Below are 18,291 nucleotides of genomic sequence, written 5' to 3'. Positions count from 1 at the left end.
CAACGAACCTGAAAAGGCTCTCTCGTGGCGAACATCAAGTCCCAGATCAAGCGGAACAAGACCAACGAGAAGGCGCGCCTGCGTAACAAGGCCGTCAAGTCGTCGCTCAAGACCGCGATCCGCAAGGCCCGTGAGGCTGCCGTCGCCGGTGACGTCGAGAAGGCCACCACGGCCGCTCGCGACGCTTCCCGCGCGCTCGACAAGGCCGTCTCCAAGGGTGTCATCCACAAGAACGCCGCGGCCAACAAGAAGTCGGCCCTGGCCTCCAAGGTTGCCTCCCTCAGCGCCTGAGCACCCTGATGTGATCGCCGGAACGGACGCAGCGGGCCCTCTCTCCCGCTCCTGACCGGCACCCCGTGCCGCACACCGAACCTGCGTTCGCCACGCGGGTGCGGCACACAATGCGTGAACGGAAAGGCCCCGTACGTCCCCTCCCCAGGGCGACGTACGGGGCCTTTCCGTGGGTGGGGCGGGGCGGGCTCTCCGTCCGGGCGGGGCGGCCTCCGTACGGGCGGGGCGGGCTCTCCGTCCGGGCGGGGCGGCCTCCGTACGGGCGGGGGCTCCGGCGGTGCGGGCTCCCGCGGGCGGGGGCTCGTGAGCGCGCCGGGGTCTTGTGACGAGCGTCTCGGGGCCGGGCTCGGCGGCCCGCGCGGCCCGGACCGTGCTCAGCGGCCCGCGCGGGCCGCTCGTGCCACGGCGACGACCGCCTTCTCCAGGGCGTACTCCGGGTCGTCCCCGCCGCCCTTGACGCCCGCGTCGGCGGCTGCCACGGCCAGCGTCGCCGCCGCGACCCCGTCCGGGGTCCAGCCACGCATCTGCTGGCGCACCCGGTCGATCTTCCACGGGGGCATGCCCAGCTCGCGGGCGAGGTCGGCGGGGCGTCCGCCGCGGGCCGAGGAGAGCTTGCCGATGGCCCGGACCCCTTGGGCGAGGGCGCTGGTGATGAGGACCGGGGCCACCCCGGTCGACAGCGACCAGCGCAGCGCCTCCAGCGCCTCGGCCGCCCGCCCTTCGACCGCCCGGTCCGCGACGGTGAACGAGGACGCCTCGGCGCGGCCCGTGTAGTACCGCCCGACGACGGCCTCGTCGATGGTGCCCTCCACGTCCGCGACCAACTGCGAGACGGCGCTCGCCAGCTCCCGCAGATCGCTGCCGATGGAGTCCACGAGCGACTGGCACGCCTCCGGGGTGGCGGACCGGCCCAGCGCCCGGAACTCCGACCGTACGAAGGTGAGCCGCTCGGCCGGCTTCGTCGTCTTCGGGCAGGCGACCTCGCGTGCTCCGGCCTTCCGCGCCGCGTCCAGCAGGCCCTTGCCCTTGGCGCCTCCCGCGTGGAGCAGCACCAGGGTGATCTCCTCCGCCGGGGAGTCGAGGTACGCCTTGACGTCCTTGACGGTGTCGGCGGAAAGGTCCTGGGAGTTGCGGACGATCACCACCTTCCGCTCGGCGAAGAGGGAGGGGCTGGTCAGCTCGGCGAGCGTGCCGGGCTGCAACTGCTCCGAGGCGAGATCGCGGACGTCGGTGTCGGCGTCCGAGGCGCGGGCTGCCGCCACCACCTGCTGCACGGCGCGGTCGAGGAGGAGGTCCTCCTGGCCCACGGCGAGCGTGAGAGGGGCGAGCGGGTCGTCGGTGGGATTCCTTCTGGTGGCCATCGCCGTCCAGCATCCCACGCCCCACCGACAGCCACCGTCGGCCCGCCCGGCCCCGGCCCCGGCCCCGGGGCCGGGGCCGGGGCCGGGGCCGGGGCCGGGGAGCCGCACCCGCGCCCTCGACCGGGCATGAGCGTCCTGCGACGCACGAGGGCTCACGGGGTGGCGCGTCGAAGCCCACCCACACCCACACCCCACCCACACCCCACCCACAGCACGCCGCACGCCGCACACCGCACACCGCACACCGCACACCGCCGGAATCCGGACGCGGTCCCGCCCGGTAAACACCGTTCTGCCCGTGGGCAAACGGTGTTCCCCCACTCCCACTGCCCTACTACCGTCCAGCCGTATGACGAACCGAACGACGGTGAAGACCCTCACGGTCGAATACCCCGCCGACGGCCTGACGATGGTCGGCCACCTCGCGCTCCCGGGGGGCGTCGGCCCTCGGCCGGCCGTCCTGATCGGGCCCGAGGGACCGGGGCTGAACGACTTCCAGCGCCGCCGCGCCGACACCCTCGCCGAGCGCGGTTACGTGGCGCTGGCCTTCGACATCAACGGCGGGCGCTGGTTCACCGACCCGCAGGAGATGCTCGCCCACGTGACCCCTCTGCTCGCCGATCCCGACCGGATGAGGGGAATCGGTCACGCGGCACTGGACGTCCTGCGCTCCGAACCCAGGACCGATCCGGCCCGGATCGCCGCCATCGGCTACGGCACCGGGGGCGCGATCGCGCTGGAACTCGGACGCGACGGCGTGGACCTGCGCGGAATCGGGACGGTCAACGGGCTGACCACCGGCCGGCCGGGCGAGGCGGCCCGCATCCGCTGCCCCGTGTGGGCCGGGGTCGGGTCGGAGGATCCGATCATGCCGAGCGCGCAACGGGACGCGTTCACCGCCGAGATGCAGGCTGCGGGCGTCGACTGGCGTTTGGTGGTCTACGGGGGCGCCCTGCACGCCTTCCACCATCCGACGGTCGACCAGGCCGTGCTCCCCGGCGTCGGCCACCACCCGCTGCACGCACGGCGGGCTTGGCGCGACATCGTCGCTCTGCTCGACGAGTGGGTGCCCGTGACGGAGTGATCCGGCGGACGGCATCCACGGACTTCCGGCCCGGACCGGAACGGGTGTCCGAGAGCGTGTGCTCACCGTGGTCCGGCCCAGGGTCGCACGCGGGTGAGAATGAGCGGGTGAGCGATGTGAGACATGTACTGGTGCTGCCCGACCGTGACGCCGCACAGGCGGTGGCGGAGGAACTCCCCGACCGCTTCGCCGTCGGGGAGGAACCGCAGCTGCTGAGGGACGCGCTCGCCGGTGAGGACGACGCCGAGGACGCCCAGTGGCTCGTGGTCGTGGAAGACCCGGACGGGCGGCTCGACTCCGCCGCCCTCGACGCGTTCGCGGCGGAGTACGAAGGCTGGCGGGAAACCCCGTAAGGCGGCGCTGCCGACCGGCTCCCGGACGGCAGCGAGCGCTGCCGTCCGGGGCGCCCTGCCGACCCGGGAGCCCTGGGGCCGGCCGTCGGAGAGCCCTGGCGCCCCGGTGCCCGGCCGTCGGAGAGCCCTGGCGCCCCGGAGCCCGGCCGTCGGAGAGCCCTGGCGCCCCGGAGCCCGGCCGTCGGAGAGCCCTGGCGCCCCGGAGTCCAAGCGTCCCGACCGTCCGGCAGCCTTTCCGGGGTCAGTTCTTCTGGACGATCTGGATGTCCATCTCGATGGCGATGCTGGAGCCGACGACCGCGATCCCCTTGGCCAGCATCGTCTGCCAGGTGAGGGTGAAGTCTTCGCGGTGCAGTTCGGTGGTGGCCCGGCAGGCGGCCCGCGCCTCGCCCTCCAGCCCGTTGCCGAGACCGAGGTACTGGGTCTCCAGCGTCACCGTGCGGCTGACACCGTGCAGGGTGAGCGCGCCGGTTACGGCCCACCGGGTCCCGCCGCGGTGCACGAAGCGTTCGCTGTAGAACTCCAGCGTCGGGTAACGGCCGACGTCCAGGAAGTCGCCCGAGCGCAGGTGGTCGTCGCGCATCTGGACGTTGGTGTCGATCGAGGCGGCGTCGATGATGACGTGCATCGCCGAGTCCTCCATGTGCTCCGCGATGCGGATGGCACCGGCGAAGGTGTTGAACCTGCCGTGGACGCGCGCCATGCCGATGTGCCGGGCCACGAAGCCGATCTGACTGTGGGTCGGCTCGATCTCCCAGTCGCCGGGGGTGGGGAGCTGCGGGGGCTGCGCCAGTTGGAGCTGTACGTCGCCGAGGTTCGCGTGCCCGTTCTCGGTCACCGTGACCGGACCGTGGAAGGGCGTGAACCCCTCGGAGGTGACACCCAGGCGGTACTCCCCCGCCGGGACCGCGGCGAGGACCCTCCCGTACGGGTCGGTGTCGCCGCCGAAGACCCTGCGGCCCGAAGCGTCCGTGACGACGAACTCGGCCTGCAGCACGGGCTGGTCGACCGGGTCCAGCACCCGGCAGCTGATCATGCCCGCGGACTGCGGCACGGTGACACCGGCGAGGGCGCCGCCGGAAGCGGCCCCCGACTGTCCATTGCTGCGAAACAAACGGCCGAACATGCTGCACTCCTGGGGCGATCGGATCACCTGGGGCCCCTGCGTCTGTACGTCGCTGTCGGAGCAGCGGCCCGCCGACGAATATGCATTCGATCACTCCTGCCGCGTTCGAGGCAAACAGAGTCGCTCATGCGGGGATGGAGGGAGCTGTCACAGGCTGCTACCGAAGATCCTTATTGACGCCACCTCTCATAGATTGGTCCGTATTGCGGACCGTCCCCGGCCTCGCCCCGACCGCGACGCCGACCCGACCACGACGCCGACCACGACCACGCCTCGGACGCGACCCCGACCCGGACGCGATACGCGGCAGCGGTCCCCTGCGGCGGCACACGTGGCTCTTGAGCCTCTACCGGCGCCCCACCACCCGCAGTCCCGCTCCCGCGCCGCTCACGGCGATCGCCCCGTCCGCGTCCGTACGCAGGACCTTCGCGCCTCCCGCCGTCAGTGCCGCCACGGTGCGCGGGGCCGGGTGTCCGTACGGGTTCCCGGCGCCGCAGGAGATGAGTGCGAGCCTCGGTCGCAGCCGGCGCATCAGCCCCGGGTCCTGGAACCGGGAACCGTGGTGGGCGACTTTGAGGACGTCCACGGCGGAGAGCTCGGGATGCGCGCGTATCAGCCCTTGCTGGGCCGGGGGTTCGAGGTCGCCCAGGAGGAGCAGCCGCAGGCCGCCCCGCGCCGTGACCAGCAGGGTGACGCTGGAATCGTTCGGCTCCTCCGGTACGCCGGTAGCCGCTCCCTCGGCCCTCGTCCCCGCCGCTCCCGGCCACAGGACCTGCCAGCCCAGGGCCCCGATGTGCCGGTGCTCCCCGGCGGCCGCCGGAATGACCGGCACTCCCGCCGCGGCTGCGGTCCTCCGCACGAACGCCGCCTGCTCCGCCGGTTGTTCGAGGCCGGTCGCCTGGACCGCCCCCACCGACCGGCCCCGGAACACGCCGGGCAGCCCGCGCACATGGTCCGCGTGGAAGTGGGTCAGCACCAGCAGTGGTACCCGTCTCACGCCCAGCTCCCGCAGACACCGGTCGACGGGTGCCGGTTCGGGCCCCGCGTCCACGACGACCCCGGCTCCGTCCCCGGCCGCGAGCACCAGCGCGTCGCCCTGCCCGACGTCGCACATGGCGAAGGCCCAGCCGGGCGGAGGCCACCCCGTCACCATGCGGGTCAACGGCACGGGTCTGAACACCGCGAGCACCAGGAGCAAGGCGGCGGCCGAGCAGATCCAGGGGTGCCGGACCGAGCGGCGGACACCCAGCACCACGAGCAGGGTGATCCCGGCGAGCAGCGCGGCCCCTCCCCAGCCGCCGGGCCAGGCTGCCTCCGCCCCGGGCAGCCCGGCACCCGTTCTGGCGACGCCCGCGATCCACTCCACCGGCCACCCCGCGATCCGGGCCAGCGCCTGTGCCGCCGGCATCGACACCGGCGCCACGGCGAGCACGGCGAAACCGAGGACCGTCGCGGGCGCCACCGCGAACTCGGCGAGCAGGTTGCACGGGATCGCCACCAGGCTCACCCGGGAGGCCAGCACTACGATGACGGGCGCGCAGACGGCTTGTGCCGCCGCTGCGGCGGCCAGCACCTCGGCGAGCCTGGGCGGCACCCCTTTCCGGCACAGAGCCGCTCCCCAGCGCGGCGCGACGGTGAGCAGCGATCCGGTCGCGAGGACGGAGAGCAGGAAACCGTAGCTCCGGGTCAGCCACGGGTCGTACAGCACCAGCAGCAGAACTGCCGCCGCCAGCGCGGGGATCAGGGTTCTGCGTCGGCCGGTCCCGATGGCCAGCAGCGTGATGAGTCCGCACGCCGCTGCGCGCAGCACGCTCGGCTCCGGACGGCAGACGATCACGAACCCGAGGGTGATCAGGCCGCCGGTGAGCGCGGTCGCACGCAGAGTCAGCCCCAATCTGGGTGCGAGACCACGCCGTTCGGCGCTCAGGGCGGCACTCGGAGGGCCGATCAGAAGAAAGATCAAGATCGCGAGATTCGATCCCGACAATCTCGTTGTGGGAGATGGGTCGGACTAGCATCGACCCATGCCGATCGCACCGGAACACCTCGCCCTGCTGTACACGGGCCCCTTCTACGCGTACCTCTACGGCCGGAACTCGAACGACCCCACCAAGAAGGGGAGCAGCGTCAAGGACCAGAACGACGAAGGCCGCGAACTCTGCCTCGAACAAGGCTGGCCCATCCGGCGCGAGTTCGCCGACGTCGGCCGATCGGCCTCTCGCTACGCGAAACGCGAGCGGGAGGAATTCGAGGAGATGATCGAGGGCATTGAGGCCGGCGACTGTCGCATCGTCGTCGCCTGGGAGGCATCCCGGTACTACCGAGACCTCGACGTGTACGTACGGCTCCGCGCCGCATGCATGAACGCCGGCGTCCTGCTCTGCTACAACGGCGCCGTCTACGACTTGAGCAAACGCGCGGACCGCAAGCTCACGGCGCAGGATGCATTGCAGGCTGAGGACGAAGCTGAGGGCATTCGCGATCGGAACCTGCGCACCGCCCGCCGAAACGCGACAAAAGGCCGGCCGCACGGGCGCATCACGTATGGGTATGCGCGCCGCTACGACCCCGACACTGGTGATCTTGTGGCTCAGTATGCCCACCCCGAGCGGGCCCCGATTGTGCTTGACGTTTTCAAGCGCATCGCTGCGGGCGAAACCAGTTACGCAGTCCTGCAACGACTCCGCGCGACTGGCGATCGGATGCCCGGGTATCGGTGGGAAGCCCACCACCTAATTGCGATGCTGCGCAACCCTGCATACAAGGGACGCCGGGTTTACCAGGGCAAGGACGTAGGTAAGGCCATTTGGCCAGCGATCGTCCCTGACGACCTCTTTGATGCAGTGCTTCAGATCGTGTCGGCGCCAGAGCGCCAGACAGCAGACAGTTTTGCTGCGGTGCATCTCCTGTCCGGCATTGCGCGGTGTGGAGAGTGCGAGAACAGTCCTCATCTACGTGTCTGCCCGAGCAGGGGGGCTCTCCAGTACCAGTGCTCCGACCGCTTCGATACGGCGATGGCCGAGACGAAGCTCGACGCGTACATCGAAGAGGCAGTCATCACCTTCCTGGAGTCGAAGGCCGCAGCTGCCGCATTCCTTTCGACCGAAGACCAGTCTCGCGCCGCTGCCGCGCGCGTCCGCAAACAGCAGATGGAGACGCAGCTGGCCGAGGCGCGGACAGCGGCGGCGACGATGACTGATGCCGGGACTCCGCTGCTGTCCATCGCGTCGCTTGCAGTGCTGGAGAACGAGCTGGGGCCGAAGATCGAGAAGGCACGCAAGGCGGCAGAATCCTTGAATGTGCCGCCCGTGCTGCGCGGGATCATCGGCCAACCGAACGTGGACGAAATCTGGGAAGCCATGTCCATGGATCAGCGGCGCGCCGTGCTGCGGGCCGTGGTGAACATCCGGCTGATGAAGGCACGTGCGCGAGGACTTCGCGCTATCGAGCCCGGCCGAATCCAGCTCACGTTCTACGGCGAGCCCGGGTTCATCCGCGGGTGGCGCCGCGGTCGCGCGTTGCCTCAGGACGAGGCCGGGCAGCTTGCTGGAGAGGGAACTGCATGACCTTGGCGTGCCCGTGATCCTCGGTCTGCTCCGCGACGAAGGCGCCGTCGCGGAGCATCTGCACGGTGGTTTCCATGGTCTCGCTCACGAGAGTGGCGCGCTGCTCTTCGAACACATCCTGCATAGCCGCACGCTCGGCGTCGAGCCGGGCGGCGAGCTGGGCACGTTCGGCAGCAACATCGCGCCGGAGCCGTTGAGCTTCTGCGAGCTGGGCGGCCTGAGCCGCGACGTACCGCATGCGCTCGGCGTCCGCTGCACGCTGGGCGTCCGCAAGTGAGGCTCTCTCACGGCTGGTGTCGGTCACCCACCGGCGGACGGCAACGAGCGCGATGAACGTCAGGGCGGGCATGGTGAGACCGACACCGCCGAGGCAGCGGGCGGTGTCGCCGACGGTGATCCCGTAAGTCATGAGTGCGGCGCCGAGCGTCGTGATCACTGCCGCGACGAGGGTGGTAGTCCGAGTGCCGGCGGTCAGGTCGTTCATCGTGCCCCCGTTACATACGTGCTGCCGTGCCTCCGTGGTCGTCACCAGGCCGGTCAGCGTTGTGCTGCTGCTTCTCAAGACGCTGTAGACGCTCGATGGTTGCAGCAAGCATCTCGCGACCGATGGGGTCCTTGATGCCGAGCCGGTCCGCCGCCTGCGACGAGGAGATAGACCGCGACCTTACCTGTGACGGTTCAGTTTCGGACAGTGCACGGAGTGTCTCGGGCGGGATGCCCATCTCCGCAAGCAGGTCGACCAGGCTGACGTCCAGGCGCTCCGCGATGGTCGGGAAGAACCGTAGGTCGGGGACGGCCTGTCCCTTCAGCATGCGCGACGTACTACTTTCAGACATGCCGGTATCGGCGGCGAGGCGCGCGTTGGAGCCGTGTCCGGTGTAGCCGGCGCGCTGCGCCGCAGGAGCCACGATTCTTGCGAATCGTTGGGCGCGCGTGGGGGCTTCAGTCATGGGACGTGACTGTACCTCCCTACATAGGGAGTAGCGAGCAAATCCCTCCCTAGCAAGAGTGCAGGTCAGGCCACCGATCGGCATCTCTACAGCGTGTCGAGCAATTCGAACATAAGTTTGTACACAAATTGACTACTCCCTCCCTCGCAAGCTCCCTTGCTAGGGAGGGAGTTTCATGGCAGAGTCTCCCTCGTCAGGGAGGAACACCCCGCCACCAGCAAGGAAGGGGACAGCCATGTACCGACTGCGCATCGACAAGCTCCGGCAGATCGCAGCCGAGCACGGCGACACGACCAAGCACGCGATCCACCGCAGGACCGGAATCGCCGAATCGTCCTGCCACCGGATTCTCAACGGCCAGTCTCAGCCTGACCTGAATTCGGCCCTGCGGCTGGCCGCCGCGTACGGCGTCTCCGTCGAGGAACTGATGGAGCCCACCGTCGAGCACCTGAGCGTGTCGGCGTGACCAGGGACGAGCGCCGGGCGCTGCTCGGCGACGCCACGATCGCGCAGATCCACGAGCGCGTTGCCGAGGCCCCCGTCGCCGACGTCGAGCTGTGCGACCGCCTGCGGCGCATCCTCACCCGGCCGGCGAACGCGTCCCGCACCGCGAATACCGGGCTTCGTCCGGCTGCCTGACCCCGACATAGGTCGGGGCCGCTCCGACTTCCCGGCCCGAGCGGCCCCGGACGACCAACCCAACTGACAGAAAGGGCGATCGCCTTGAGCGCTCAGCCTATCGAATACCCGCCTCCCACCACCTACGCCGTGACCAGTGACAACCGTCTCGCCGTGCAGGCCGTGATCGACGGCTTGGGCCTGCCGGCGCCGACGCTCGTGGTCCGCCCGGACGCCGTGCACGTCGCCCTCGCGGACGTCGACGACCTCGCTCAGTGGATGTACGAGCTCGGCGGCGAGATGCGGCGCGGGATCGAGATCGACGGCGCCTCGCTGTGGACGCTCCACACGGAGACGCCTCGCCGTGGCAACGGGTCGACGGTGCGGATCCTCGTGCATGCGCCGGTCGTGTCCGGCGAGGCTGTCCTCGCTGAGCTGCGGGTGGTGCCGGATCCGGAGCACGGCTACGCGTCGGTCGACGACAGTTCGACGGGCGGTGGCCGGTGAACGCGCACCGTGTGAATGCGGCGGCTGGGGTGATCGGCGCGGCGCAGCAGCAGAGCAACGCGGCGACGGACCTCGCGGCGGCGTTGGAGGCGGCGGGCTTGCTGCAGTCGCCGGAGACTGCGGCTTCCCCCTGGGAGCGCGCGGTCGCCGGGCTGAACGCTCTGGTCGACGCAGATGTCGTATTCCACGTCGAGCCGGACGGGCATATCTCCGCGCCGTTCAGCGACGAGCACATCGAGTGGGACCTGCGTGCCCGTCGTTGGGTACTGACCCATGACACGGATGAGGACCCCTGCCACCCGTGTGGCTGCCCGAAGCGGTTCAACCGACACGCCGAGGGGCGCCTCACCGAGGCGGCCCCGGCCGACGAGTACCGGTTCTGTGGCGCCGACCTCGGCCGCACCGAGTTCCCGCACACCTGCCACCGGCGCATCGCCCACGAGGGCCAGTGCAAGGGCGAAATGGACGTCGAGGTGACGTCGTGACGAGCCTCACCGACCCGTTCGCGGCCCCCGGCCGCAACCGCCCCGCCCCGTCCCCGGCCGCAGTCGCCCTCGCGGTTCAGTGCCGCAAGGCGAAGGCCATCGCCGACAACGCGGGCGCCCGGTTCGACGACATGCCCACCCCCATCACCGACGCCTCGGCGGCCGGTGGCGAGGTCCAGCTCGTCGTCCGCCCCCGCACCCTCGCGGACTGGGCCCGCTGGACCACCAACCTCGGCATCGACGCCCGCCGGACCACGAACACGGGGACCGCCACGGTCTGCCGGTTCGAGCTCGACGGCGTCCGCGCCCGGCTCATCGGCGTTGGCGTCCCGGCGCTGTACGCCACCACGTTCAACCAGAAGGGGGCGCACCGTGCCTGACAAGACGACGATTTCTGCCCCGATCCCGGTGGGAGTCCGTCCGATCCCCGGCGGTGCGCGGCTCCTGCTCGACGTGTTCGCGCAGGCGGTGATCGAGGACGTCCTCGGCGCGCTGCTGTCGACGGACGCGGACAGCGACCTGTACGACCGGCTCGTCACGCTCGCCGAGATGATGCCGGAGGAATCGGCGGCGGCCGGAGCCGAAGGCCGGATGCCGTTCGAGGAACTCGTGACGGACCTCGCGGACCGGGCGTCGAAGCACACGCACCTGTACGGCGAGCGCGGTCTGCAGTTGGCCGAGCAGGTGCTGCCGGCGGCGGTGCGTTCGCTGCCGGTGGGGCACTGGGCGGCGGACGCGTGGCGGGCGTACGGCGTGGCGAAGACCGAGGCGGAGCACGAGGCTGCGGCCGTGCGCGAGGCCGTGTCGGGTGGTGCTGCAGCATGAACGGCCCCGAGCACTTCCGCGAGGCCGAGCGCCTCGTGGCCGAGTCGTACACCATCCTCCGGCCGCACGACGAGGGGCCGTGTGAGGCTGACCGCCTGCTTGCCGCCGCGCAGGTGCACGCCACCCTCGCCCTGGTAGCCGCGACCGCGTTGCGGGGTGAGACGCCGTACAGCGACTCGTTCGGCACGTACCACTCGTGGCAGACCGTCGCAGGGTTCGAGTCCGCCGCGCAGCCGGAGACGGAGGCGGCGCCCGTCGTCGCCTCCGTCTTCAAGGCGGCATGGACCGGAACGCCGCTCGGTACGTACACCAACCTGGCCGCCGCGCAGACGCACTGCATGGCCGACGCCACGAACAACGCCGAGAACCCGGACGCGATCGCCTTCGAGTGGTCCGGCGACGCCCACGAGCCGGGTGACCCCTGCGAGCTGCTGCTCACGGTCAACGGCGTGCAGGACACCACCGACTACACCGTCACCCGTGTTGAGGTCGACGCCGAGTACGACCCGGAGGCCGACTCGTGAAGCTCACCACCCGGGACGAGTGGCGCGTGATCATCGAGATCCGGCCCCGTTACACCCACACCCCGATCAGTGCACTCGGGTTCACGAACCTCGACTACGAACTCGACGGCGAGATCGACGGCGACCCGTTCGAGCTCACGATCGCCCCCCGGCGCCTCGGCGACCTGAGCCCCGGCCTGTCGGTCGGCGACCAGTGGTCGGGCCGCAATATCGACGCCGCGTACAAGGAGCGCTGCGAGGCGATGCTCGCCGAGCTGCTGCGCGCTCCCCACGTGCGCGGCGGGCGGGTCACCTGCACCGAGACGCACACGTGCTCGCACTGCGGGTGCGGGTGGGAAGTGCTGACCGCCGAGGAGGCGGTCGACGAGCGCGGTTACCGGCAGGACGAGCACAGCGTCGAGGGCGAGCCGGTGTGCTGCGACAAGGCGATCGCGGAGTTCCGTACCGAGCGCGGCATCCCGGCCGTGCAGTTGGACGGTGCCGCGTGAGCCACGACCCGAAGACGTGCCCGCACTGCGCGCCGCTCAACCAGCGGCTCCGGCACCCGGCGTACCGGCGACTCCGCCCGCTCCTCACCCTCCCCAACCCCCGGAAGGGCAGAGCAGCATGAGCGCTCGCATCAGCATCCTGTCCGCCGGCCTGCGGTGGCTGTACACCACCGAGCAGCCCGAGGGCGCACTCGTCTCGCACCGAGGCGAAACGCTCATCGGCGACGACCGGACGTACCGGTTCGTGCCGCAGGGCGCCGCACAACTCCCGGTCGTCGTCGCCTCGGTCCGTTGCCCGCAGCACCGGCGGGACGCGATCGGCGACCTGGTCCCGGCGAACCCGCTCGACGTCAACGAGGTGTACGCGGTCCTCACCGACCTTGCGATGCTCGGCACGACCGTGGCCGCCACGTGGAACGGCTACCCGTCGCACTCGGTGAGCCTCGGGCTCGTCGCCCCGGCGCACCCGTCGCTCCTCGCGGCCCTCGAACGGGACCGCGCCGGATGCCCGGACCACGCGGGGCAGCTGCTCTGCAACTGGGACGGGTGCCCGTGGTACGGGGCGGGGCACGCGCTGCTCGTCCGGCCGGCCGTGTTGGAGAAGGACACCCGCGGCAGCGTGCCGCATCAGGGCGGGTCCACTCCGGTTCGGCGAAGCCGGGTGTCGGCGGTGGCCGCGTTCCTGGCCGGGGCCCGCAACGGCCGGTCGATGGCGGGTGATCTGCGATGACCGATACCGCGCTGGCCGGGGTGAACACCGCCCCGGCCGCCGGCCGCCGGATCACGCCGACCGGCCGCCTCATCCTCCCCGCCACTGCCGACCGCGCCGACTGGCTCACCGCCCGCCGCTCCGGCATCGGTAGCAGCGACGTCCCGGCCATCCTCGGACTCGTCGACTACACCCCGCCGCTCAAGGTCTACCTCGACAAGACCGGCCACGACGTGGACGACGCAGGCGAGGCCGCCTACTGGGGCACCGTCAACGAGGAGAACGTTGCCCGCCGGTGGGCAATGCAGTCCCGCTCCGTGATCCGCCGTGTTGGGCTCGTCGCTCACATCGATCACCCGCACCGGATGACGACCCTCGACCGCCGTGTCACCGAATGCCCGCTGTCCGCCGATGAACAGGCCCCGTGCGCGCTGGAGGTCAAGACCCGCAGCGCGTTCAAGGGGGCGCAGTGGCACGCTGGCCCGCCCGATGACGTCCTCGCCCAGATTCTGTGGCAGATCGCCGTCAACGGCTACGAGCACATGCACTTCGCCGTCCTGATCGGCGGCAACGAATACCACCAGGGCACCGTCCGCGCGGACCAGTACATGGACGTTATGGCCGACATCGTCATCGCGATGGACCGGTTCTGGTTCGACCATGTCCAGGCTGAAGTCCCGCCTGCGGTGACCGGTGACGGCGACGCGCTGGTCCGTCTGTTCCGTCGGCTGCACCCCACTCGCACCGGGGCGGTGGATATCGATCGCCATGACGACGCCCTCGACGCACTTCTTGACTACGGCCGCCACCAGCGCGCCGAGTCTGCGGCGAAGAAGGCGAAGAACGCGGCGAAGGCCCGGATGATCGCCGCCCTCAACTCGGCGCAGACCGCCCTCATCGGGGGCGAGCACGCCTACTCGCTGGAGCCGAGCAACGCCGCCCCGCGGGTTGACCTGGCGCAGCTCGCCGAACGCTGGCCGGATGCGTACGCCGCTTGCGTGGCCCCGAACCCGACCGAACGCATCAACATCGCAACGCAGTTCAAGGAGAACTTCTGATGGGGCTTCGCGAGAACGCCGCCGCTGCGGCCGGCCGCGCCCTGACCGACGACACACAGGACCAGCTCGCTGGGGACGGGGCGGAGACGGCGCTGCTGCCTGACCCGATGGCCGACTACGAGCCTGGTAACGATGACCCGGAGATGGTGCCCGTCCACATTGCGTGGCTGCGGGTGCGGCGAGACATCCGTGCCATCGGCAAGGGCGAGGTGTACAACCAGTCGGGCACCCGCTTCAACTTCCGCGGTGCCGACACGGTGGTCAACGTCTTCGGTCCGGTCACGCTCAAGCACGGCGTGAACGTCCTCTCCACCGAGGTTGAGGCTGACTACGGCGAGAAGACCACAAAATCCGGCAGCAAGATGCGCGAGTGCACCACCCTCGTGCACTGGACGATCATGGGCCCGATGGGTGACACGCTCACCCTCCAGACCCGCGGCGAGGCGCTGGACACCGCCGACAAGTCAACGACGAAAGCGCAGACGGTCGCGCTCCGCACCCTCCTCCTTCAGTTCGGGTTGATTCCGACGCAGGACAAGGAACCGGACACCGACCGCATCGAACGCGGTGAGGACCCGATCCGGCCGGCGGTCACGTACCTCGACGAGATCTGCAACCCCCACACCAGCGCCGGGCGGCTGCGCCAGATCCACCACGAGCTGGGCAGCACGCGGCAGCTGGGCGCACTGGTTACCAACGAGGTTGGCGACGAAGAGCAGATCGGCGCGATGGTCGCGCGGATCGGCAAGGAACGCGCAGCGGCAGGTGACCGCTGATGTGGCACCAGTACCCCATGGTCGCGTTCGACCTCGAAACGACCGGCGTAGACGTCGAGACCGACCGCATCGTCACCGCCGCGGTGATCAGCATCGGCTTCGGCATCACCACTCAGACCCACGAGTGGCTCGCCGACCCCGGCATCGAGATCCCCGCTGGGGCATCCGAGATCCACGGCATCACGACCGAGCACGCCCGGCAGCATGGCGAGCCCGCGCGCCAGGTCGTCGACCAGATCACCGAAGCCCTCGTCGTCCGCGTTCAGCTCGGCAACCCGATCATCGGCCACAACCTCACCTACGACCTAACGCTGCTCGACCGTGAGTGCCGCCGGCACCAGCTCGTGCCGCTGCTGGACCGGCTTGAAGGCGCCCCGCTGCGGGTCCTCGACACGCGGGTTCTCGACCAGTACGGGTTGCCATTCCGCAAGCGCCCGTCGGAGACGCAGGGGGCGCGGCAGCTCATCACGCTCGCGCACGTCTACGACCTGCCGTGGGACGCCGAGGCGGCGCACGGCTGCTCGTACGACGCCCTGATGGCGGCTCGGATCCTCTACCGGATCGGGTCGCTGGCTCACATGCGGCGGATGGACTGGCCGGAGCGGATCAAGTTCCACCGCAAGGCGCAGTTGCACCACCTCGAAGGGCTGTCCCTCGACGAGCTGCACGCCCGGCAGATCGTGTGGGCGGCCGAGCAGGCGGCCGGGCTGCAGGAGTACTTCCGCAAGACGGATCCGGACGCGGTTGTCGACGGTTCGTGGCCGTTCCGTCCGGTCGCGGCCATTGCTGCTGCGGAGGAGGCATGAGTGCCGATCTGGCCGCGTACGGCGGCGCGGTGGTGCTCGTCGGGACGGTCGCGGTGACCTGGGCCGTGCGACTGATGCATGCGCCGACCCGGCGCGCGGCCGGGTCGGCGGGGTTCACCCCGCCGGTGCCCGGTACCCGTTACCTGCCGTGTCACACGACCAGGTGCGCGCATATGACGCACCCGCACCTTCCCCACGGCGACGGCGCATGGCGCTGCCGGCAGTGCGGAAACGTCAAGGGAGGGACCCAGTGACCATTGCGATTCCCGGGCTGCTCGCGCCCGGCACGGTGTCACCGTCGGCCGACCTGGTCGCCGGTCCGGCGGGTGGGCTGCGGGTCATCGGGCTCGACCTGTCGATCACCTCGACCGGCGTATGCCGACCGGATGGCCGCTCCTTCGCGGTCAAGACCCGGTCCAAGGACGGCCCACGCAGGCTGGTGCACATTCGAAGCGTTCTGACCCACGAGATCGCGGAGACGCGGCCCACGCTCGCGGTGATCGAGGATCTCCCGACGAAGATGCACGCGTCCGCGCTCAAGAGCATCGGGTGCCTGCACGGCGTCGTGCAGTGCGTGTTGATCGACGCGGGTGTGCCGTGGGCGTACGTGGCGCCCGCGACGCTCAAGAAGTACGCGTCCGACAACGGGAACGCCGACAAGCGCCGCATGGCGGCCGCCGCGTACCTCGCGGCCGGCGCGGAGTTCCCCGGCGACCTAAACGCCCGTGGTGAGGGTGGCGACATGTGCGACGCGTGGTGGCTGCGTGCGGCCGGGCACGACGCCCTCGGGCAGCCCCTGTTCGGGATGCCGCAGGCGCAGCGCGACCGGCTGACGAAAGTCGACTGGCCGCAGGTACAAGCGGCATGACCGGGATCGGGCCGACGATCGGCAACCCGCGGCCGGGCCCCGGCCTGCGGGTGAGGTTCGACGGTTCGACATCGCTCGTCTCCGCCGACTGGGCGTGTGCCTGCGGCGCCCCGTCCGAGGACGCCATCGGCCCCGACGCCGTGCAGCAGCTCGTCGTCCGGGCCGAGCGGCACCGCCGGGACGCCTGCACCAATGAGGACGTACGTACAGCGGCGGCCCTGCGGGATCACCGCCGCAAGAACCCCAGCAAGAGAAGGAAGTGACTCCATGCCGAAGATCGACAAAGACGCCGAGGTCGAGATCAAGCTCGACAGTGGGGCGGCCGCACTGGAGGCCACAGCAACGCAGCAGCAGCGCCGCGGGCTCTTCGAGTACCCGGGCACGTCGGTGTTCGCGGTCGTCGAACTCACGAGCAAGGCGTACACCGGGCACGCCGACGGCGAGGACAAGTCCCCGCAGGTGAAGGTCCGGGTGACGCTCGCCGAGGTCGCCCAGGACCACGAGCAGGCGCAGATGATCGCCGAGGTCATGCGGGCGATGATGCGCCGCCGCAAGATGGACGGCACCCTCGACGAGCTCGGCGGCGGGTCTCGCGACGTCGAAGCCGCCGTCTCCGAGGCGCTCGGGAACCTGCCGACCGAGACCGAGTTCGAGATCCACCAGGAACGCCGGGCCACCCGCCGGGGCCGGGTCGAGCAGCACGGGTGACCCGTCCCTCGGCCCCGGCCGGCAGCGGGGCGCGGCGTACGCGCTGCCCCCGCTGTGGGTGCCCCGTGCTTCGGCAGCTCGTCGGCCGCATCGCTGCGCTCGATGTGACCGCTGAGGAGACGCGGTACTCACCGGCAGTGGCCCGGGGGATGCGCGAGCCGAACCGGCTCGACTGGTGCCTGCACCACACGAAGTACGGGCCCGACCTGCGGTGGGCGTCATGCCACCGGCAGGCGACGCCGTGCCCGCACGAGCACGTCGTCGACCACGAGTGCACCGCCCCTGTGGCCCCGCCGCCGGTCCGGGCCCGTCGCACATCCCCGGCCCCGGCCGGGCAACTCACGCTCTGAACCAGGAGATCCGATGTCGTATTTCGCCGTGGACGACGGGGCGCACAACCACCCGAAGATCCTGCGTGCCAAGAACGCGGCGGTCGGACTGTGGGCGCGCATCGGCTCATACGTAGGGCAGCAGCTCCTCGACGGGCACGTGCCCGGAGAGATCGCCAAGAGCTACGGCACCGCCCCGCAGATCAAGAATCTGCTGGACGTCGGGCTGTGGCACGCACACGGCCACGCGTGCTCGAACTGCCCGCAGCCGCGGCCGGGCGACTACTACATGCACGACTATCTTGCGGCCGACAGCGGCAACCGGTCCCGGGCCGAGGTGCTGGCCGGACGGGAGAAGGCGGCCGCGAAGAAGCGGCAGCAGCGCGGGCAGGCTCCGCGCCGTCCCCCGGGCCCGGCGCCGTGGCAGGCCGAGTTCGACGACGAGCCGCCGGCCGATGATGAGGCCGCGCCGCCGGAGGAGGAGCCCCGACGCCCGCGCCCGCCGCGCCCAGTCGAGTCGCGGATCGCCCCGGACTGGGAGCCGAGCAGCGACGACGTCCACGCCGCGCAGGTCGCACGCCAGGACGCGGGAATGCTGCCGCTCACCCTCGACCAACTCGACTCGCTCACCCACAAGTTCGTCCGCCGGATGACGGATGACGGGCGTACCGCCGTGGCGTGGGGCGGTCGGTGGCGGCAGTGGGCCGAGAGCGAGCGTCCCCCGGCCCCGTCTCCGGGCGGAGTCGTCGTGCACCTCCCGACTGGACGAGGGCAGGGCGGTTCGCCTTCCACCGCCGACCAGCGCACCGCCGCGGCGTTCGCCCTCGCCGCAGAGCTCCGAGCCGAAGGGAATCAGTGA

Annotated in this window: 25 protein-coding genes and 1 pseudogene; 21 read left to right on the top strand and 5 right to left on the bottom strand. The window is 70.7% G+C overall.

Annotated features, from left to right (window positions below; genetic code table 11):
* Positions 1 to 24 precede the first annotated feature (24 nt).
* The gene (gene rpsT, locus OHT52_RS21415) at positions 25 to 291 is read left to right on the top strand and encodes a 30S ribosomal protein S20 (RefSeq protein ID WP_327175777.1); all 267 of its coding nucleotides are present in this window, start codon (positions 25 to 27) and stop codon (positions 289 to 291) included.
* Between the two features lie 374 nt (positions 292 to 665).
* On the opposite strand, the gene holA is transcribed toward rpsT, so the two are convergent.
* Positions 666 to 1,652, bottom strand: a complete 987-nt coding sequence (holA, locus tag OHT52_RS21410) for a DNA polymerase III subunit delta (RefSeq protein WP_328721794.1) — start codon at positions 1,650 to 1,652, stop codon at positions 666 to 668.
* A 349-nt stretch (positions 1,653 to 2,001) separates the two neighbouring features.
* On the opposite strand from holA, the gene OHT52_RS21405 reads away from it, so the two are divergent.
* Both OHT52_RS21405 and OHT52_RS21400 read left to right on the top strand, forming a co-directional pair.
* Positions 2,002 to 2,736, top strand: coding sequence for a dienelactone hydrolase family protein (locus tag OHT52_RS21405; RefSeq protein ID WP_328721793.1), 735 nt, complete (start codon positions 2,002 to 2,004; stop codon positions 2,734 to 2,736).
* A gap of 107 nt (positions 2,737 to 2,843) precedes the next feature.
* Positions 2,844 to 3,089 carry a hypothetical protein gene (locus tag OHT52_RS21400; RefSeq protein ID WP_328721792.1) on the top strand — a complete coding sequence of 82 codons (246 nt, stop codon included), beginning with the start codon at positions 2,844 to 2,846 and terminating at the stop codon, positions 3,087 to 3,089.
* Positions 3,090 to 3,330: 241 nt separating this feature from the next.
* Here the strand turns inward: OHT52_RS21400 and OHT52_RS21395 are convergent, their stop codons facing one another.
* Both OHT52_RS21395 and OHT52_RS21390 read right to left on the bottom strand, forming a co-directional pair.
* On the bottom strand, positions 3,331 to 4,215 hold the full coding sequence (locus OHT52_RS21395; RefSeq protein WP_328721791.1) for a YceI family protein: 885 nt from the start codon (positions 4,213 to 4,215) through the stop codon (positions 3,331 to 3,333).
* 346 nt (positions 4,216 to 4,561) lie between these two features.
* Positions 4,562 to 6,202: pseudogene (locus OHT52_RS21390) on the bottom strand (ComEC/Rec2 family competence protein); the annotation flags it as partial.
* Between the two features lie 37 nt (positions 6,203 to 6,239).
* On the opposite strand from OHT52_RS21390, the gene OHT52_RS21385 reads away from it, so the two are divergent.
* Positions 6,240 to 7,781 (top strand): recombinase family protein, encoded by a 1,542-nt coding sequence (locus OHT52_RS21385; protein ID WP_328721790.1) that lies wholly within the window; start codon positions 6,240 to 6,242, stop codon positions 7,779 to 7,781.
* Here OHT52_RS21385 and OHT52_RS21380 read toward each other — a convergent pair.
* Entirely contained in the window at positions 7,705 to 8,265 is a 561-nt protein-coding gene (locus tag OHT52_RS21380) for a hypothetical protein (RefSeq protein ID WP_328721789.1), read from the bottom strand. The genes OHT52_RS21385 and OHT52_RS21380 overlap by 77 nt on opposite strands.
* Before the next feature lie 10 nt (positions 8,266 to 8,275).
* Entirely contained in the window at positions 8,276 to 8,731 is a 456-nt protein-coding gene (locus tag OHT52_RS21375) for a helix-turn-helix domain-containing protein (protein ID WP_328721788.1), read from the bottom strand.
* A 235-nt stretch (positions 8,732 to 8,966) separates the two neighbouring features.
* On the opposite strand from OHT52_RS21375, the gene OHT52_RS21370 reads away from it, so the two are divergent.
* The 17 genes from OHT52_RS21370 (at position 8,967) to OHT52_RS21290 (ending at position 18,291) form a co-directional block, all read left to right on the top strand.
* Positions 8,967 to 9,197, top strand: coding sequence for a helix-turn-helix domain-containing protein (locus tag OHT52_RS21370; protein WP_328721787.1), 231 nt, complete (start codon positions 8,967 to 8,969; stop codon positions 9,195 to 9,197).
* Positions 9,194 to 9,370 carry a hypothetical protein gene (locus tag OHT52_RS21365; RefSeq protein ID WP_328721786.1) on the top strand — a complete coding sequence of 59 codons (177 nt, stop codon included), beginning with the start codon at positions 9,194 to 9,196 and terminating at the stop codon, positions 9,368 to 9,370. Before OHT52_RS21370 ends, OHT52_RS21365 begins: the two co-directional genes overlap by 4 nt.
* A gap of 84 nt (positions 9,371 to 9,454) precedes the next feature.
* Complete coding sequence (locus OHT52_RS21360; protein WP_328721785.1) at positions 9,455 to 9,856, top strand: hypothetical protein; 402 nt, start codon at positions 9,455 to 9,457, stop codon at positions 9,854 to 9,856.
* The gene (locus OHT52_RS21355; protein ID WP_328721784.1) at positions 9,853 to 10,341 is read left to right on the top strand and encodes a hypothetical protein; all 489 of its coding nucleotides are present in this window, start codon (positions 9,853 to 9,855) and stop codon (positions 10,339 to 10,341) included. Before OHT52_RS21360 ends, OHT52_RS21355 begins: the two co-directional genes overlap by 4 nt.
* Positions 10,338 to 10,721 carry a hypothetical protein gene (locus tag OHT52_RS21350; RefSeq protein WP_328721783.1) on the top strand — a complete coding sequence of 128 codons (384 nt, stop codon included), beginning with the start codon at positions 10,338 to 10,340 and terminating at the stop codon, positions 10,719 to 10,721. The genes OHT52_RS21355 and OHT52_RS21350 overlap by 4 nt, the downstream gene beginning before the upstream one ends.
* Entirely contained in the window at positions 10,714 to 11,166 is a 453-nt protein-coding gene (locus tag OHT52_RS21345; RefSeq protein ID WP_328721782.1) for a hypothetical protein, read from the top strand. The genes OHT52_RS21350 and OHT52_RS21345 overlap by 8 nt, the downstream gene beginning before the upstream one ends.
* Positions 11,163 to 11,690 (top strand): hypothetical protein, encoded by a 528-nt coding sequence (locus OHT52_RS21340; protein ID WP_328721781.1) that lies wholly within the window; start codon positions 11,163 to 11,165, stop codon positions 11,688 to 11,690. The genes OHT52_RS21345 and OHT52_RS21340 overlap by 4 nt, the downstream gene beginning before the upstream one ends.
* Positions 11,687 to 12,178 carry a hypothetical protein gene (locus OHT52_RS21335; RefSeq protein WP_328721780.1) on the top strand — a complete coding sequence of 164 codons (492 nt, stop codon included), beginning with the start codon at positions 11,687 to 11,689 and terminating at the stop codon, positions 12,176 to 12,178. Before OHT52_RS21340 ends, OHT52_RS21335 begins: the two co-directional genes overlap by 4 nt.
* A 118-nt stretch (positions 12,179 to 12,296) precedes the next feature.
* Complete coding sequence (locus OHT52_RS21330) at positions 12,297 to 12,908, top strand: hypothetical protein (protein WP_328721779.1); 612 nt, start codon at positions 12,297 to 12,299, stop codon at positions 12,906 to 12,908.
* Positions 12,905 to 13,945, top strand: a complete 1,041-nt coding sequence (locus tag OHT52_RS21325; protein ID WP_328721778.1) for a YqaJ viral recombinase family nuclease — start codon at positions 12,905 to 12,907, stop codon at positions 13,943 to 13,945. The genes OHT52_RS21330 and OHT52_RS21325 overlap by 4 nt, the downstream gene beginning before the upstream one ends.
* Positions 13,945 to 14,721: an ERF family protein gene (locus OHT52_RS21320; RefSeq protein ID WP_328721777.1), complete on the top strand. Its 777-nt coding sequence runs from the start codon at positions 13,945 to 13,947 to the stop codon at positions 14,719 to 14,721. Before OHT52_RS21325 ends, OHT52_RS21320 begins: the two co-directional genes overlap by 1 nt.
* A complete protein-coding gene (locus OHT52_RS21315) occupies positions 14,721 to 15,527 on the top strand; it encodes an exonuclease domain-containing protein (RefSeq protein WP_328721776.1) in 807 nt (268 codons plus the stop codon). The genes OHT52_RS21320 and OHT52_RS21315 overlap by 1 nt, the downstream gene beginning before the upstream one ends.
* The gene (locus OHT52_RS21310; protein WP_328721775.1) at positions 15,524 to 15,781 is read left to right on the top strand and encodes a hypothetical protein; all 258 of its coding nucleotides are present in this window, start codon (positions 15,524 to 15,526) and stop codon (positions 15,779 to 15,781) included. Before OHT52_RS21315 ends, OHT52_RS21310 begins: the two co-directional genes overlap by 4 nt.
* The gene (locus OHT52_RS21305; protein WP_328721774.1) at positions 15,778 to 16,395 is read left to right on the top strand and encodes a crossover junction endodeoxyribonuclease RuvC; all 618 of its coding nucleotides are present in this window, start codon (positions 15,778 to 15,780) and stop codon (positions 16,393 to 16,395) included. Before OHT52_RS21310 ends, OHT52_RS21305 begins: the two co-directional genes overlap by 4 nt.
* Positions 16,392 to 16,658, top strand: a complete 267-nt coding sequence (locus OHT52_RS21300; RefSeq protein WP_328721773.1) for a hypothetical protein — start codon at positions 16,392 to 16,394, stop codon at positions 16,656 to 16,658. Before OHT52_RS21305 ends, OHT52_RS21300 begins: the two co-directional genes overlap by 4 nt.
* Positions 16,659 to 16,662: 4 nt before the next feature.
* Complete coding sequence (locus OHT52_RS21295; protein ID WP_328721772.1) at positions 16,663 to 17,103, top strand: hypothetical protein; 441 nt, start codon at positions 16,663 to 16,665, stop codon at positions 17,101 to 17,103.
* Between the two features lie 363 nt (positions 17,104 to 17,466).
* Entirely contained in the window at positions 17,467 to 18,291 is an 825-nt protein-coding gene (locus OHT52_RS21290; protein ID WP_328721771.1) for a hypothetical protein, read from the top strand.

This window comes from Streptomyces sp. NBC_00247, from assembly GCF_036188265.1.
In the GTDB taxonomy this organism is placed as follows: Bacteria; Actinomycetota; Actinomycetes; order Streptomycetales; family Streptomycetaceae; genus Streptomyces.
Note: the sequence above shows the minus strand (reverse complement) of the source record. Positions and strands in the feature narration are given on the sequence as shown.